11 protein-coding genes are annotated in these 14,921 nt (G+C 63.5%); 2 read left to right on the top strand and 9 right to left on the bottom strand.

Translation table 11 applies throughout. The features are described from left to right. Positions 1-193 precede the first annotated feature (193 nt). The 9 genes from K8I61_04480 to K8I61_04520 all read right to left on the bottom strand — a co-directional run bounded on the left by K8I61_04480 (position 194) and on the right by K8I61_04520 (position 9,661). Entirely contained in the window at positions 194-2,287 is a 2,094-nt protein-coding gene (locus tag K8I61_04480; GenBank protein ID MBZ0271268.1) for a TonB-dependent receptor, read from the bottom strand. Positions 2,288-2,417: 130 nt separating this feature from the next. Further along, on the bottom strand, positions 2,418-4,421 hold the full coding sequence (locus tag K8I61_04485) for a glycosyltransferase (protein ID MBZ0271269.1): 2,004 nt from the start codon (positions 4,419-4,421) through the stop codon (positions 2,418-2,420). Positions 4,422-4,443: 22 nt separating this feature from the next. Next, positions 4,444-5,409: a radical SAM protein gene (locus tag K8I61_04490; protein MBZ0271270.1), complete on the bottom strand. Its 966-nt coding sequence runs from the start codon at positions 5,407-5,409 to the stop codon at positions 4,444-4,446. A 7-nt stretch (positions 5,410-5,416) separates the two neighbouring features. Further along, positions 5,417-6,157 (bottom strand): metallophosphatase family protein, encoded by a 741-nt coding sequence (locus tag K8I61_04495; GenBank protein MBZ0271271.1) that lies wholly within the window; start codon positions 6,155-6,157, stop codon positions 5,417-5,419. Beyond that, positions 6,154-6,675 carry a GNAT family N-acetyltransferase gene (locus K8I61_04500; GenBank protein ID MBZ0271272.1) on the bottom strand — a complete coding sequence of 174 codons (522 nt, stop codon included), beginning with the start codon at positions 6,673-6,675 and terminating at the stop codon, positions 6,154-6,156. Before K8I61_04500 ends, K8I61_04495 begins: the two co-directional genes overlap by 4 nt. Next, positions 6,672-7,712, bottom strand: a complete 1,041-nt coding sequence (gene clpX, locus K8I61_04505) for an ATP-dependent Clp protease ATP-binding subunit ClpX (GenBank protein ID MBZ0271273.1) — start codon at positions 7,710-7,712, stop codon at positions 6,672-6,674. Before clpX ends, K8I61_04500 begins: the two co-directional genes overlap by 4 nt. 26 nt (positions 7,713-7,738) lie before the next feature. After that, on the bottom strand, positions 7,739-8,134 hold the full coding sequence (locus K8I61_04510; GenBank protein ID MBZ0271274.1) for a hypothetical protein: 396 nt from the start codon (positions 8,132-8,134) through the stop codon (positions 7,739-7,741). After that, positions 8,115-8,759 carry a hypothetical protein gene (locus tag K8I61_04515; protein ID MBZ0271275.1) on the bottom strand — a complete coding sequence of 215 codons (645 nt, stop codon included), beginning with the start codon at positions 8,757-8,759 and terminating at the stop codon, positions 8,115-8,117. Before K8I61_04515 ends, K8I61_04510 begins: the two co-directional genes overlap by 20 nt. Before the next feature lie 146 nt (positions 8,760-8,905). After that, positions 8,906-9,661, bottom strand: a complete 756-nt coding sequence (locus tag K8I61_04520) for an SDR family oxidoreductase (protein MBZ0271276.1) — start codon at positions 9,659-9,661, stop codon at positions 8,906-8,908. Positions 9,662-9,954: 293 nt separating this feature from the next. Here K8I61_04520 and K8I61_04525 point away from each other — a divergent pair, with 293 nt between their 5' ends. Next, positions 9,955-13,359: a hypothetical protein gene (locus tag K8I61_04525; GenBank protein MBZ0271277.1), complete on the top strand. Its 3,405-nt coding sequence runs from the start codon at positions 9,955-9,957 to the stop codon at positions 13,357-13,359. Positions 13,360-13,369: 10 nt separating this feature from the next. Continuing rightward, positions 13,370-14,830 (top strand): hypothetical protein, encoded by a 1,461-nt coding sequence (locus tag K8I61_04530; protein ID MBZ0271278.1) that lies wholly within the window; start codon positions 13,370-13,372, stop codon positions 14,828-14,830. The last annotated feature ends 91 nt before the right edge of the window (positions 14,831-14,921 follow it).

Genomic DNA, 14,921 nt, shown 5'->3' on the forward strand with positions numbered 1-14,921 from the left:
TCCCGGAAACGCCGTCGCAATCGAAGCAGGCGAGACGCCTGCGCTCCCGGAAACGCCGTCGCAATCGAAGCAGGCGAGACGCCTGCGCTCCCGGAAACGCCGTCGCAATCGAAGCAGGCGAGACGCCTGCGCTCCCAGGCTTCTTGCGATGACCTTCCAGCCTTTCGGACTTCCAGTCTTCCAGCCTGTTCCGTCAGAAGATGAAACTCACCTGCGCCTTATAGTTCCGCCCCGGTTCAAACGGCCCGGAGCCGTGGAATTTGTAAACGGTGTCGCCGATGTTCTCGACCGCGATGATCGCCTGCGCCCACTCGTTTGCCATGATCCCCACGCGGATGTGGTGTACGGAAAACGCGGGCGTGCCGTCCGGGCCGATGCGGATGTCGGTCTTGTCGCCTTCGGCCAGGCGGTCCTGCTCGGCCGCGTGCTCCGTGACGTATTCGAGCCACACCGGATCGCTTCCGATTTTTACGAACGTGTTGCCGACAAGCGGCGGGATGCGGCGGATCGGCTCCTCGTCCGTCTCATTCTCGCCGAGCGTGTAGGACACCGCCCCGCCGAACTCGAGGAATCGATTGATGAGATTCACGGAGACGTTGCTTTCGCCACCGTAGATGAACGCCTCGCCGACGTTTTCGTGATGGTGCACGGCGTCCGCGCCTATCGCATCCGCGCCCTCGAAGGTCGTCGGCTTGCGCACGATCAGATCGGCGATATCCGAATAAAATCCGAACAGCGAGAAGAACACGCGCGGGTGCGTCACGCGGTAACCGAATTCGTATTGGATGAGCGTTTCCGGATCGAGCTCCGAGTTGGGGATGTCGTACCGCCCGTCCTCCGGCCCGAACTTCGCGATCTCGGTGACCGACGGCGCGCGGAAGCCGCGCGACGCGCCCGCGACGAGCCCGTGATAGCGCGCGATCGTGAACAGCGTGTGGAACGCCCACGTGACGTCGGAGATCGGCTCGTCGATCGTTTCCTGGCCGAGCACGGGATCGTCCACGTCGATATCCGGGACGATGTACGTGAAGCGCGCGCCCGGCACGAGTTTGAGCCAGTCAAGCGGCGTGAAGCGCGCCTCCAGATACCCGGCGCTGTTCAGGTATCCCGCGCCGTCGGGCAGGGCCGCGCGCGCGTCGTCGGCGTCGCCGCTTCCCAGGTCCACGATTTCGCGCGTGGATGAGATGTCGTCCATGTACATCTCGCCGCCGTAAATGAAACGCACCCATTTCCCGATCGGCGACTCCAGTTGCAGGCCCGCGCCGACGGTGTCCACGGTGTCGCGGTCGCGCGTTTCGGTGCCGGTGTCGGCGGCGGCGACGCGCTCGCGGCCTTCGTCCTGTCGCTGGAACGATCCGAACAGCTCGACGCGGTCAAGCGCCGTCGCGAGATCGGTGAGGATCACGCGCGAGTAAAACATTTGCCGTCGCTGCGGCTCGAACACGTTTTTCGGATTGGCCGGATCGTAATTCGGCACGTCGTCCAGGTTCACGTGCTGCGCGGAAAACTGCCAGGTCAGCATGTGCCCGAGGTGCAAATCGAAGTTGCCCGCGAAGTCCTGCTCGGTGTAGTCGAACGGACCCTGGATCGGCTCGTCGCCGCCCGGGTCGATGTTGCCGAACGCGCGGGTGGTGGCCGACGCCGCTATGCCCGCGACGTTGCGCACGTTCGCGTCCGCGCCGAAATGCCCCGTCTCCTCGCGTTCGCCGGTGGAGAAGCGGCCCATCATGCGGCCGTCCATCCCGAATGGCTCGGAGAAATCCTTGCGCCGCCGCGTGATGATGTTGATCGTGCCGCCGAGCGCGTCCGAGCCGTAGAGAACGCTGCCCGGGCCGCGCACGACCTCGACGCGATCGACGAAGAACGGATCGATGGTGTTGAGATACTGGTTCGGCCCGCCGCGGAACGTCGAGTTGTTCAAGCGGATGCCGTCCACCAGGGAGAGAACCTGGTTGCCGACGAGGCCGCGCACGAACGGCGCGCCGCCGCCCAGGTTCGTGCGCTGCACCATGACGCCGGGCTCATAACGCAGCGCCTCGGGTACGGTGCGGGAGATGTTGTTGAAGATCTCGTCGCCCGTCACGATCGACACCGCGCGCGGCGCCTTTGACAGATCCGTCTCGCTGCGTTCCGCGGAGACGATCACCTCCCTGGCCGTCGCGTCTTCGTCTGCCGTGTCGTCGTCGTCTTGCGCCATCGCCGGCGAAATCGAGACAACGAAAAGGAACGCGAACGCGAAAAACGCGACGCGCCGGATATCCATCAACCCTCGAAACCGCGCGGCCATCGGGAGCCTCCTCGCCATCGAATCGAAATGAAAAAAAACGAGCCCCCAAGTCATAGACGAACATGGGGGCGCTATCAAGCAGCGCAATTGGGAATGGGGAATGCGGAATTGGGAATGGATCGCAGCAATTTCAAACCTTCCGCGCGATGACCAGCCGGATATCCCCGAGGTTCAGGCTGAACCGCCGCGTCGACAGCCCGAACGCGCGGGCGACGGCGCGGATCGCACGCCCAAGCGCGCGGGAATAATATCGCCCGACGCGGTCGGCCAAAAGGGAAGGCGTCAGGTTCTTGCCGACCTTGCGTTCGACGAGGATTTCAAAGCCCTCCTCGCGCACAAGCCGCCGCAGCACCTCGCCCGTGTAGAAGCGGTCGTGATCGGAAATGAATTGCCGCCAGCGCCGTCCAAGGACGCGCCGCGACCAGGCGTCGTAGGCGGGAATCTCGATGAGCACGATCCCGCCGTCGCGCAGCACCTCGCGCGTGCGGGCAAGCGACGCGCGCGGGTCTTTCAGGTGTTCGAACACGTGGATGAACGTCACCATGTCGGCTTGCGGGATATCGACCGTCTCGAACGTGCCGACGCGAACGTCGAGGCCGTGACGCGCTCGCGCGCGCTCGGCGGCCTGGACGACCGGTTCCACGCCGATGACGTTGAAACCCAGACGCCGGGCCGCGCCGGCGAAGCCGCCGTCGAAGCAGCCGATGTCGATGAGGAGGGGATTGAGGAGAGGATTGAGGATTGAGGATTGAGGATTGAGTGAAATCCCATCCCCATCCCGCTTTTTGCCCGTGCCCGATAGATACGGCCGCGCGAAACCCAGGCGGTGCTTCGCGTTTTCGAAGTACGCTTCCGGGTCGTCGGTGAAGGCGGGCGGAAGCGCTTCGTCGGGCGGAGGCGTCGCCGAAAAGACCATCCCGCACGCGACGCACCGCACCACGACGCCCGAGCGCGTGCGCCGATACTCCACGCGCTTGTCGATCGCGCCGCACGCGGGGCAGGGCGTGCGCGCGGCCTCGGGCGGCAGATTCGTCATCGCCTCGGCGTACACCGCGCGCGTGCGCGCCGCGATGGCGTCCCAGGGATATTCGGCGAGAACGCGCTCGCGAAGCCGCGCGGCGCGCTCGCCAGGCGCGGACGCGTCTTCATCGAGAAATTTCGCAAGCGCTTCGCCAAGCGCCGGCGCGTCGCGCCCGGCCGCGAAAAACGCAAGCGGCGCCTCGCCCGCGCGCGCGGCGATCTCGCGTGCGGCGGGGATATCGGTCGCGATGACCGGAGCGCCGTGCGACGCGGCCTCCATCATGGCGACGGGCAAGCCCTCGTGCTCGCTGGCCAGCACGAACGCGCGCGCGCCGCGATACAGCGCGGAAAGACGCGCGGCGTCCAGCGCGCCGGTCATGACGACGCGCGCATCCTTTGCGGCGGCCTCGGCCACGCGGCGCGCGTAATCCGCGCTGTGGCTCGTTCCGCCGGCGAGCACGAGGCGCACGCCGGTGTCCACGCCGGCGAAAGCCTCGATGAGCGCAAGCGGTCCCTTCTCGGGCGAGATGCGGCCGACAAACAGAAGATACTCGCGGGGCGCGAGGCCAAGCCCCGCCGCCCACGCGATCGCCGCGTCGTCCGGATCAACGGGATCGCCGACGCCGTTCGGGATATATTCGACGCGCCCCGGCCGCGCCAGCCCGTCGGCCATCTCGCGCGAGACGGCGATGACGCGATGCGACGCCGCGAGCATGACGCGCTCGCCAAGGCGCAGCGCGAACCGCGCGGCCGGCCCCCACTTGCTGCGCATGTAGTCGCGCGAGTGCATCGTTGTGACGACGGTCTTTCCGAAAAGTCGGGGGATCGGCGAAAACAGCGCGGGTCCGATGCCGTGAAAATGCACCACATCAGCGCCCGTGAACGCGGCGTGCAGCGCGGAAAAAAACGAGTGCGTCGCCGCATCCAGATGTTTGGTGTGGATCGCCGGCAACAACTTTCGTTCGACGCCGCGATGCGGTCCGGCCGACCCGGTGTATCGCGGGCGCACATACGCCGTGACCCGGACGCCCATCGCGGCCAGCCGCGCGCCGAGTTCCTCGACGTGGCGTTCCACGCCGCCGTGGATACCGGGCAAGCCTTTCAGCCCGATCATCCGGACGTGCATAAGGGAGAAGTCAGCCCGCGAGAGGGAGTTTGTTTTTCGCGATCCAGCCGGACACGGAAGGCAGGTTTTGGCGCATCATCGGGGCGACGGTGCACGTCATCCAGCAATCTTCGCGGCAGTTCGCGACCAAATCGAGCTTTTCCGCGTGCTCGGCGAGCAGCTTGTCGTAACCCTCGTGCAGCTTGCCGACCGGCTCGTCGAGAATGTGGCAGGTGAAAACCGTGCCGGTGGGATCGAGATAGAAAAAGCGCGAAAACGCCGTGCAGTTCACGCGGCGCGGCTTGCCCGACACCTGATCAACGACGCCGTCGGTGAACCAGGCGCGAAACCAGTCCTTCGGCCGGCCGCTCGCCAGTTGCCTTTCGCGCAATTGCTCGAAGGCCGCGACCGCCTTTCGCGGATCGGGCGTCATGTCCTTTTGCTCGCCGAAGAAAATCGGCGAGGAATGCACGACCGTGGACGCGAACTCCCAATCGTTCGCGAGCGCCATGTCGTACACGCGAATCAACTCATCCTCGTTTCCGCGCATCAGCGTGAAGCCGACTCCAAGATCCCGGACCCCGCCGCGCCGCAGCACGTCGAGCGTCTCCATCGCCTTCTTGTAGCCGCCCTTGATACCGCGCAGGCGGTCGTGCGTCTCGCCGACGCCGTCAATCGATACGCGGATCGCGAGCCGGTTTGCCGCGCGTTTGACGCGCGGAAGCATTTCGGCGAGGCGGCGCGTGTGAAACCCGTGCGTCGATAGCACGATGCGAGCGTCGGGACAGCGCTCGGCGACCACCTCGATGATCTCGGGCAGGTCGTCCCGCAACGTCGCCTCGCCGCCGGTGATGTTCACCTGATGCAGGGAGGGCGGCAGGTGGTAGTAGTAGCTCGGCTCCACCTCGTGCGTGCCGTCGTTTTGCCAGATGTCGCACATCGTGCAGCGCGAGTTGCAGCGTAGCGTGACGGCGACGATCGCCTCGCGAACGGTCATGCGCGCCTCACACGCCCCGGTAGAGGCGGTCGCCGAGCGAGGCGCCAAACGGGAGCTGGCGGACCGCGTCGGCCACTTTGTCGATGTCAAAATTCACGCGGTAAAACTCCACGTGCTTGTTGTCCGTATCGTAAACGCAAAACGCCGCCCGGCGATCGCCGTCGCGCGGCTGACCGACCGATCCGGGGTTGATGAGATAGACGGTGCCGTCCTCGAGCGGAAGGGTCGTCAGATCATCCACCCAGTATAACTCGTCCTGTTTGCGGAAATACACCATCCGGCGGTGCGTGTGGCCGAAAAAGACGACGCGGACGGCCGGGTGATCCTTCTGCAAAAGGCGGAACGAACGCTCGATATCGGGGCGGAAAAGCAGGTACTCGTCGCGGTTGTGCACGGAGCCATGCACGATCATCAGCTCCTCGGACACCACGCGGTCATCGGGAAGATTCGCGAGATATTCGCGGTTTTCCCCGGTCAGATTCTCGCGCGCCCAGACGATCGCCTGGCGCGCGGTGGGATTGAAGTACGTCGGCTCCTCGCGGCCGCACGCGACGACATCGTGATTGCCCATGATCGAGATGGCGTCGCGGTCACGCAGCGCCTGAACGCATTCGTTGGGCATCGTGTAGTAGCCGACGGTGTCGCCAAGGTTCAGGTAGCCGGTGACGCCGACCTCCTCGGCCTTCCTGAAAACGGCGGTCAGGGCTTCGAAGTTGCCGTGAACGTCGCTGACGACGGCGTATCTCACCAGACGCGGTCTTTCACGAGCGCGGCTTTGGCGGGCTGGGCTGTTGCGGGCGTTTGGTCGCGGAGCATCAGGAAGCCGTTTCGGCCGGCGCCGTAAAAGGCCGGAAGAATGTCAACAATTTCGTATCCGAGGCGACGATAAAACCGAATCGCGTCGGAATTGCGAACATACACTTGGAGATAACTCTTGAAAAGGCCGCGGCTTTTCGCGAAGGCGTCCGCGTGCGTCATCAGCAATTCGCCAAGCCCGCGCCGCTGGCAGCGCGGGTGCACGTCGATCGACGTCACCACCCACGACGCACCGTCGTCCAGGATTTCGACCATGACGAATCCGTCGGGCAGGCCGTCGTGGGCGGGCGATTCATCGTCTTCGGCGATAAACGTCACAATGTCCTCGCGCGTGGCCAGATGCCGGAACATGGCGCGGGAAAACCGGAACGCCTGCGTGAAGCAGAGCTTGTCCAGCTCGTAAAGCGCGGGTGTGTCCTCGCGCCGCGCGGGACGGATGCGAAAACTCATGCGGGGACGTGGGCGCGCACGTAGTCGCGGTCCACGACGACCTTCTTGCCAACCGACTCGGGCGCCTCGAACGCAAGGTCGTGGAAGACCTCCTCGAAAATCGAGCGTAGCCCGCGCGCGCCGGTCTTGCGCGCCTTGGCGAGCTGGACGATCTCGCGCAGGCCGGACTCCTCCAGCCCAAGCTCGATGTCCTCGAACGCGAACATCTCGCGAAATTCGCGAAGCAACGCGTCCGGCGGTTCCGTCACGATCCTCCCGAGTTCGACGTCGGTCAGCGGGTCAAGTTCGGTCAGGACGGGCAACCGGCCCATCAGCTCGGAGATGAGCCCGTATTCCTCCAGGTCCTGCACCGTCGCGCGCCGGCGAAGCTTACGTTCCGCCGACGTTCCCGCGAAACCGATGTCGTCCTTGGTGCGGCCGCGCTTGAGATCCGAAAACGTCCCCGCACAAACGAACAGGATGTTCGAGACGTCCATCGGCACGAAATCGTGCTTGCTCCAGTGCTGCGTCACGTTGAGCGGCACGAAAACGCGGTTGGATTCCAGGAGTTTCAACAGCGCCTGCTGCACGCCCTCGCCGCCGATGTCGCGCCCGCCCGCGCCGGTACGGCCCATTTCGCCGCGCCGCGCGAGCTTGTCGATCTCGTCCACGAAGATGATGCCGCGCTCCGCCGCGCGCACGTCGCCGCCCGCGGAAAACAAAAGCTCCGCGGCCATCACCTCGACGTCCTTCCCGTAGTAGCCGGCCTCCGTGTATTCGGTCGCGTTCACGACCACGAACGGCACGGAAAGGATGCGCGCGAGCGAGCGCGCGATGTGCGTTTTGCCGCTGCCGGTCGGGCCGATCATGAGGATGTTCGATTTGCGCAGCAGGCTGCCGGCCTGGCGGATCCGTTTGAGATGGTTGTACGCCGCGACCGACATGACGCGCTTGGCGCGTTCCTGCCCGATCACAAAGCGGCACATTTCCTCGTGGATCTGCCGCGGCGTCAGGTAGATGTCCTCGGCAAGGCGGTAGCGTTCGTCGTCCGCTTCCATCGGCGAACGGTCCAGTTCCTTGTTCTTCATTCCAGCTCCTGCAACAGAAGGTCGCCGAGCGCCTCGCGATCCTCTTCCGTGATGCGCGGCGGCGGCCGCGTCGTCGTGGTGGCCGGCGGCCGCGTGGTGGTCGTCGTCGTCACCGTCGTTGTCGCCGGCAACGGCCCAATCTCCGGCGGCTGCAACGCCTCCAGGATCACATCCTCGATCGGCGCCTCGGCCGGCGGCGCGAGCTGCGCGGACGGCTCGCCAATGCCACGCTTGCCGACCTGGTCCGCGCCGATCTTCGGCCCGAACGGCTTCCACCCGTACCGGTACGCCCCCCACCATACCAGACCCGCCCCGACCGCGGCGACGATCGCCACGCGAACGAGCGCGCCCGCGAGATAAGACCCGATCGGCCTAGCTTCGGTTGGGGACATCGTCGGTGTTCGCCGGCGCGCCCGGGGGCGCGGAAAGGATGAGCGGAAGCTGCGTATCGTCGGCGGTGCGCCGGGCCGCGGGCGCGGGCTTTTCGGTCGGCTCGCCTGTCTCGACGCGCGCGGCGCCGCGAAGAAGCGACATCACCTCGTGCGCCATCGGATCCAGGCGCGGCAGGCGCGACGCGGGCAGCGAAAGAAGCGCGCCGGCGACGCGGTCCAGGTAGATCGTCTCGATGCCGCGGCCGCGCAAAAGCTCCTCGGCCTCGTCCTGTTTTTCCGGGCTGGCGTGGCCGAAAAACAGCATGCGCGAAACCGGCGCGGCGCCGATGTGGTAGCAGCGGCGGAAGGCATGGATCGCCTCGTCGGAGAGCATCTCGAAGAGCCCCGGCGCCAGGTGCGAGCGGATGAGGCTCGGCGTCAGGTTCGCGGACGATTGCCACCAGCCGCGCAGCGCGCCGACGACCGCGCCGTCGACCACGCCGCCTTTCATGCGCACCGCCGCGACATCGAAGGTCCACACGAGCGTGTCGCCGTCGTCGCTCTCCGTGCACGGCACGTCGAACGAGACAAGATAGCCTTGCGACTCGAGATGCGTTTTGGAAAGCGCGCGTGCGAGAAGGTCCATATCCGCCTGGTTCCGGACCGCGCGGTTTCGGGACGCCCGATGCGAGCGCCCCGCGCGACGGTCCATCGCGAAGTCTACCGCCGCGCGCACGGGGCGGCAACGCGCCCGCGCCGCGCGCCGCTCAATCCTCGATCCCCGATCGTCGCCTAGGCCGCCGTCCACCCGCCGTCCACCGCAAGCGCGTGGCCGGTCACGAACGCCGCGCCGTCGGACGCAAGCCACAACACGGCGGACGCGATCTCTTCCGGCGTGCCCATGCGCCCCACGGGTTCGAGCGCCAGGTACGCCTTGAGCGCCGCGTCGCTGCCGCCCGTCGCGCGGTCGATCATCGGCGTGTCGATGAGCCCCGGGCAGATCGCGTTCACGCGAACACCGCTTGCCGCGCATTCCAGCGCGGCCGATTTGGTCAGGCCGACGACCGCGTGTTTGCTTGCGACGTAAGCGGAGGATTGTGCGATGCCGACAAGCCCCGCGACCGACGCGCAGTTGACGACGACGCCCGCTTTCCGCGCGAGCATCCGCGGCAGTTCGTGCTTCATGCAAAGCCACACGCCCTTGAGGTTGACGGCGATGACGCGGTCGAAATCCTCCTCGCGCTGATCGGCAAGCGGCCCGACCTTCGCCTCGACGCCGGCGTTGTTGAAGGCGATATCGATCCGCCCGTGCGCATTGTCGATCGCGTCAAACAGCGCGGCCACATCGCCCGCACTCGACACGTCGGTACGCACGAAGATCGCCTCGCCGCCGGATGCGCGAATCAATGCCGCCGCGTCCGCGCCCGCTTCGTCCCGATCCGCGAGCACCGTCTTTGCGCCCTCGTTCGCGAAAGCGATCGCCGTCGCGCGGCCGATGCCCGACGCCGCGCCCGTCACCAGCACCACCTTGTCCTTGAAGGCGTTCATTTTCTCCCCTTCCCCGGCCGCCGCGCCTTGCGCCGTGCCGTTTTGCTCCCAACATTAATGTAAGACCGCGCCGTCCCGCACGCCGAAAAACCGGGTTGACGCGCGTCAAGCGCGCCGGGCGACGGCCACCCGCGATCGCGAGCTCGCGGCGCGCATCGTGGCAGCAAAAAAATTGCAACTCCAAATAAAAAGCGGTTGACAGGCCATTTTTTTTTTTCGGTACGCTAGCTCACGTAAGGGCAATTGGGCTTTTGGGGCAGGTTTTCCAACCGCTAGCGTGGGAGGGAACACGCATGTATCTTCGCACAATCTGGCTCGTGATCTTGTTAGTCGTGGTAATGGCGTCTTCGTCCGTGGCTGCAAAAGAGGAACAAAAAGCGCCCGACGAAACGACGGACGAAATCGTTCTGGAAGACGGCGGTACTATGCTGATCTTTGATGCGCGCAACGGATCGTTGTTGCATTGGTCTTCAGGGCAGCACGTCCTGATTGATTCACCGCCAAGCTCGGACTATGAGACCGCGGAGGCATTCGGCGATTTCTCGCAGGGATCAATTTCAGTTGGAACGGGCCGTAGCGACTGCGACTTTGTTGATCCCCACAGTGGTTACCTTATCGACACCATCGACCAGAACGGCGCGTGCCTTGGTTTCGGTCTCTACCTGTTTAAACAGGCCGACGGTTGGGGCAGCGTCTTGGATGGCGAAGTTCTGCATCCGATGGAATTCGAAATGGCTTACGATAGCTGGTGGAATGGCTTGTGGCTCCACCATCAATGGTCGGTTTATGGGATGTCCTCGATCCATACTCACAACCTGGGACTGGAGTTCTGGGAACCAAACGCCACCCATCCCGATATTGTCGCAAGCGAGAACGATCCGCCTGTTCCTCTCTTTACGGTCGAGGCGGAAGTGCGGGTGCAATTGGACGGGACGGTACGGTGGCGCAACATCGGTGTCTACTGGGATAACGGCGGTATTCCACCCGGTGAGGGCGAGGAGGATTGGTTCGGCATCTACGGCGTCCAATATCCGATCACCCGGCGCTACGACACCGGGCAACCCTATTCGTCCGGTTCATCCCCCGACTACCTCGTGTTGCCGGTAAGCGACGGGCTCGAACTCAACAATCCCATGTATAACCTCTGGAACTCAACGCAGGCAGCAAGTACGGCTTACCACAACTACGAACCGGTTCGGTGGGGAGAGGAAATCAGCCTCCTAGAGAAGGAGGACAGCCTCGGCACCGTGAGCACTTGGGTCCGGAACTATCCGGACGGATACCAGATGACGATGCCGTTCCTCGCCTACTATTCAACGGATACGGCTAGGAGCGCCGGGACTTACTTCGTCATTCCGGATACGTCCATGAAGGCCAAATCGTTCATCGTCCGTGCGAGGGATTACGACGCCAACTCCTTGCCTGACAAGTTCGATTTCTCGTACGTCCATTGGAGCGACGATGTGTGCGAGAGCTACAGCAATGACGGCCATCCCGATACATTTGACAAGGTTTGCCAGTGGGGAATGAGGGATTTCGGTCCGACGACGTACGAAGTCCGGATGGAGCCGCTAACCGAGCGGAACTGGTATCAACCGGCGGAGCGGTATCGCGACTGGGCTCGCGCCAACGCGCCCTGGTGGGGCACGCTGAACAAGCACAAGCACCCGGCGCTGGCTCCCTTTTACCAGTACGCGGGTATCGCGGTCGGCGGGCTGGGCTCTCAGCAGAACGTATCGAACGCAAACCAGAATTTCGTCGGTGCCTTCCGCGCGTTGCTCAAGCAGAATACGCCAAACCTCTTCCCCGCCGACGACGCCCGCGTTTTGTTCGTCCAGGGTTGGGATTGGTCCTCCTCGGATATTTCCGTCCGGTCGAGCTTTTTCAACCGAGGCCGGAAATACACCGGAGGGAGCATCAATAACCTCGAATATTGGCGGGCGCACTTTGGCCCGACGGACCCGACGAGAACGCAGAACCGGGGCGCCATCATGAGGGACGCCGACGCCGGCGCGCCGTACTACAACGCGAACAAGGCCGGCGACTATCTTGTGCCGTATATCGATTCCCTGAGCCTCTGTTACGGTGGTGGTGAGTACCCGTGCGACGGGCTAACCTGGGACGGCTACGAACGTAGCATGAGTTATCCGAGCGCCGACAACCCCGGCGCGCCCTGGATCGACCGGCGCATCATGCCCGATACCAGTGGCGACGGTTACAGAAAGGTCCGGATGAATCCCGCGTTGGCCGACGTTCGCAGCTTTTTCGCGGATCGCGACCTGAAGGTGGTCATGGATCCTTTCGGCGGATTGTATGGCGTCGACAAGCCCTTGTCCGGCCTGTACCACGACGTCGGGGTGACGTTCAACGTCGCCCTGAGTTTCCGAGCCCACGAGGCCTTTCAGAACCCTCAGGACAAGATCCCGGCCTATTTGCCGAGCCATGGCATCACCGCACCCCATTTTCAGGTCGGTCGAGGCGGATTCACCTTCGAGGCGGCGCGGGATATGCTGGGAGCCGTGCGGTATAGCGGCGCCGAGCCCCATCTCATGGGGACGGAGCGGATGTCGGAGATTTTCGTGGACCTCCAGGACTTCTACAGCGCGGGCGAGGACGGGTCGGGGCCGCTTCGCCGGTTCGACATCGGCAGCCATGACGGCCTCTTCAGCGATTGTTGCGGACAATTTACTGGCGAAAGCAAGTGGATCATGGAGGGAGCCGGCAAAGAAATTCCGCTCCTTCCATTCGTCTATCATCCGGCCATGCCTGTTCGCACCTCTTCGTTGACGCTTTCGGGCGGAGGCGACGCCACGCACGTCTCGGCCAACAACATCGGAGACATTTTCTATTGGGTCGCGGCGCGGGCGTACCTGCTCTATGGCGGAATCGCGTCTCTGTTTTACGACAATGTCCCCATCGATCTTCTGTCTTTCCCCGACCCGGGGATGACGGTGCCGCTACCCACGACTTTGGACCCCGACGGAACGACGTACCAGTTAGGTTGGATACGGAACGGGAGTCCGGAAACGCCGGCCGATCCACAAAACGGCATAGACCAAGGGCGGTATGAGTGCGGTCAGTCCGGCTTTGCCGGCACGTGCAGCTACGGCGACCCGCAGAAGGAGAAGTACCTCCGGATGCTGGCCTTCTTGAGGAATTACCGGCTGACCAAATACGTCGCTTACGGGGACATGCGGCGAGAGGGCACATTCAGTCTGAACTTCCCGCCGCCAATCTACGCGCCGTACTCGTACGAATTCTACATGGCCCGATCCCAACCGACGGAAGACTGCCGCGCATTGCCCTGGTTGATCTGCAATGACGACGAATGCCTGGAGCACGACTCCGTCGGCACCGCGACCTGTCCGTCGCAAGGATTCCAGGGAGAACGGTTCATTCACAATTCGTGGAAAGACGCCGATCCTCCCCAGGGGCAGAAGCCGGAGATCGTCTACGTGCTCGCAAACCTCTACGGTTCGACGCTGAACCTGAATTACACAGTCGACATTTCGTCGGAGTACGGATCGACCCCCGGCTACGCCTGCGCGTTGACGTTCAGCCCGAATACCGCGAATTTCCCCAACTGGTCGGGCTCGGCGCCGTGGACCGTGAACGGCTCGCAAACGTTGACGAGCCTATCGATCCCGTCAAAAAACGTGCTTGTCATCCGGATCAAGCCGACGAGTAGTTGCGCATGAGAGACAGCCGATGAAATCGCCGCTCTGGCTGTTGTGCGTCGCCCTCTTGGGGCTGGCATCGTGCCAGTGTGGCGACGATGACGACGGCTCGGGCGGCGCGTTCGACGGCGACGACGATACGGGCTCGCTCCATAACAACGCGGATGACGACGATACGGCTGTCGATGACGACGCCGACATGGACGACGATAACGTTGACGACGATGACACCGCGCCGGACGACGACGCCGATGACGATGCCGGCGACGACGATAGCGCGGACGACGACGCCACGGACGATGACTTCTCGGACGATGACACGTTCGATGACGATGCGGCGGACGACGACACAGGAGCGGATGACGACACGGAACCCGTGGATTGCTTCTGGCAAGCCGACCTCCCTCGCGAGGACGAGTACGAGTGGCGGATAAGTACCGTCGCTGAATTGATCAACGGCGGATCCGTCGATCTGGTTTTCGACGGCGAAGTCCCCGTAGCATTCTGGCTGGAATATGTGACAACGTCGTATCGTGAACTGTACCGCGCGCGTCTTGACAACGTATACGGCGACATTTGGGACGTGAAGCTCCTGAACGACCCGGCTCATTCCTTGGGGGCGCATGACGTTGACTTGACACCAGAAGGAGACGTCGAAATCGCCATCAATGGTAGCGATCTTTGTGATCAAGGGGGGCTTCCATTATGCGTCTGCTCGTTTCAGGATGACGAAATCCAGGATTGCCGGGGGGCGCCTTGGACCGGTATCCGACCCACCTTCGTTTCTTTCGACCACACCCCCGACGGGCGACCGGGATTGTTATTTTGGGATTCGGTCACACACCCTTGGTACACCGAGGAAACCTCGCCGGGTGTCTGGGAGTTGGGGACCATCCCCGCCAACAGTTACTCGCCCACGGGAAACTTGGCCATCGGCCCGGATGGCGTGGCCCATTTTGCCTGGAAAGTCGAATTCCTCTCCGAAAAATGGCTGTTCCATTTTTTCGGGACGGTCGGGCAGACCTGGGGAGGGGAGTTTGTGCGGCAAAGCCGCGAATATCCGGGAAACCTGATCGCCACGCCCGCCAACGAACTCTACATGCCATTCTCGGAATTTGACACAGGATTGCTTCACCGGCTGGGACCGCATCGCTGGGATTTGATCGAGTTGGCGCCCGTCACCGAGGGGCTAATCAATGGCTTCTCATCGAATCATGACGCACAATCCCGCCTACACACGGCGTACGGACTTTCCGGCGTCTACCCCATCCATACCACGTCCTACATCTGTTGGGCGCGGCGCGAAGGTGATGAATGGCGCAAGGAGGAGGTGACGAGGGAGGAAGATTTCTATTTTGGTCTATCGCCTGTTTATTCGGTCGCATCCAGCCACAATGGTACAATCGGAATACTTTACAACAAACGGGATTGGACCGGAGGCGAAACTCACGAGTACCTGATGGCTGCCCTGCGCGTGCCAGTGAAGGACTGATTTTTCATTTCAGAGAGGCGTTGATCGCCGCTGCGGCCGGTGAGCCCTATCCACGACCCGCAATCACGTTACGGATCAACCCCCTCCCGCC

It is taken from the genome of bacterium, assembly GCA_019912885.1.
GTDB lineage: Bacteria > Lernaellota > Lernaellaia > JACKCT01 > JACKCT01 > JAIOHV01.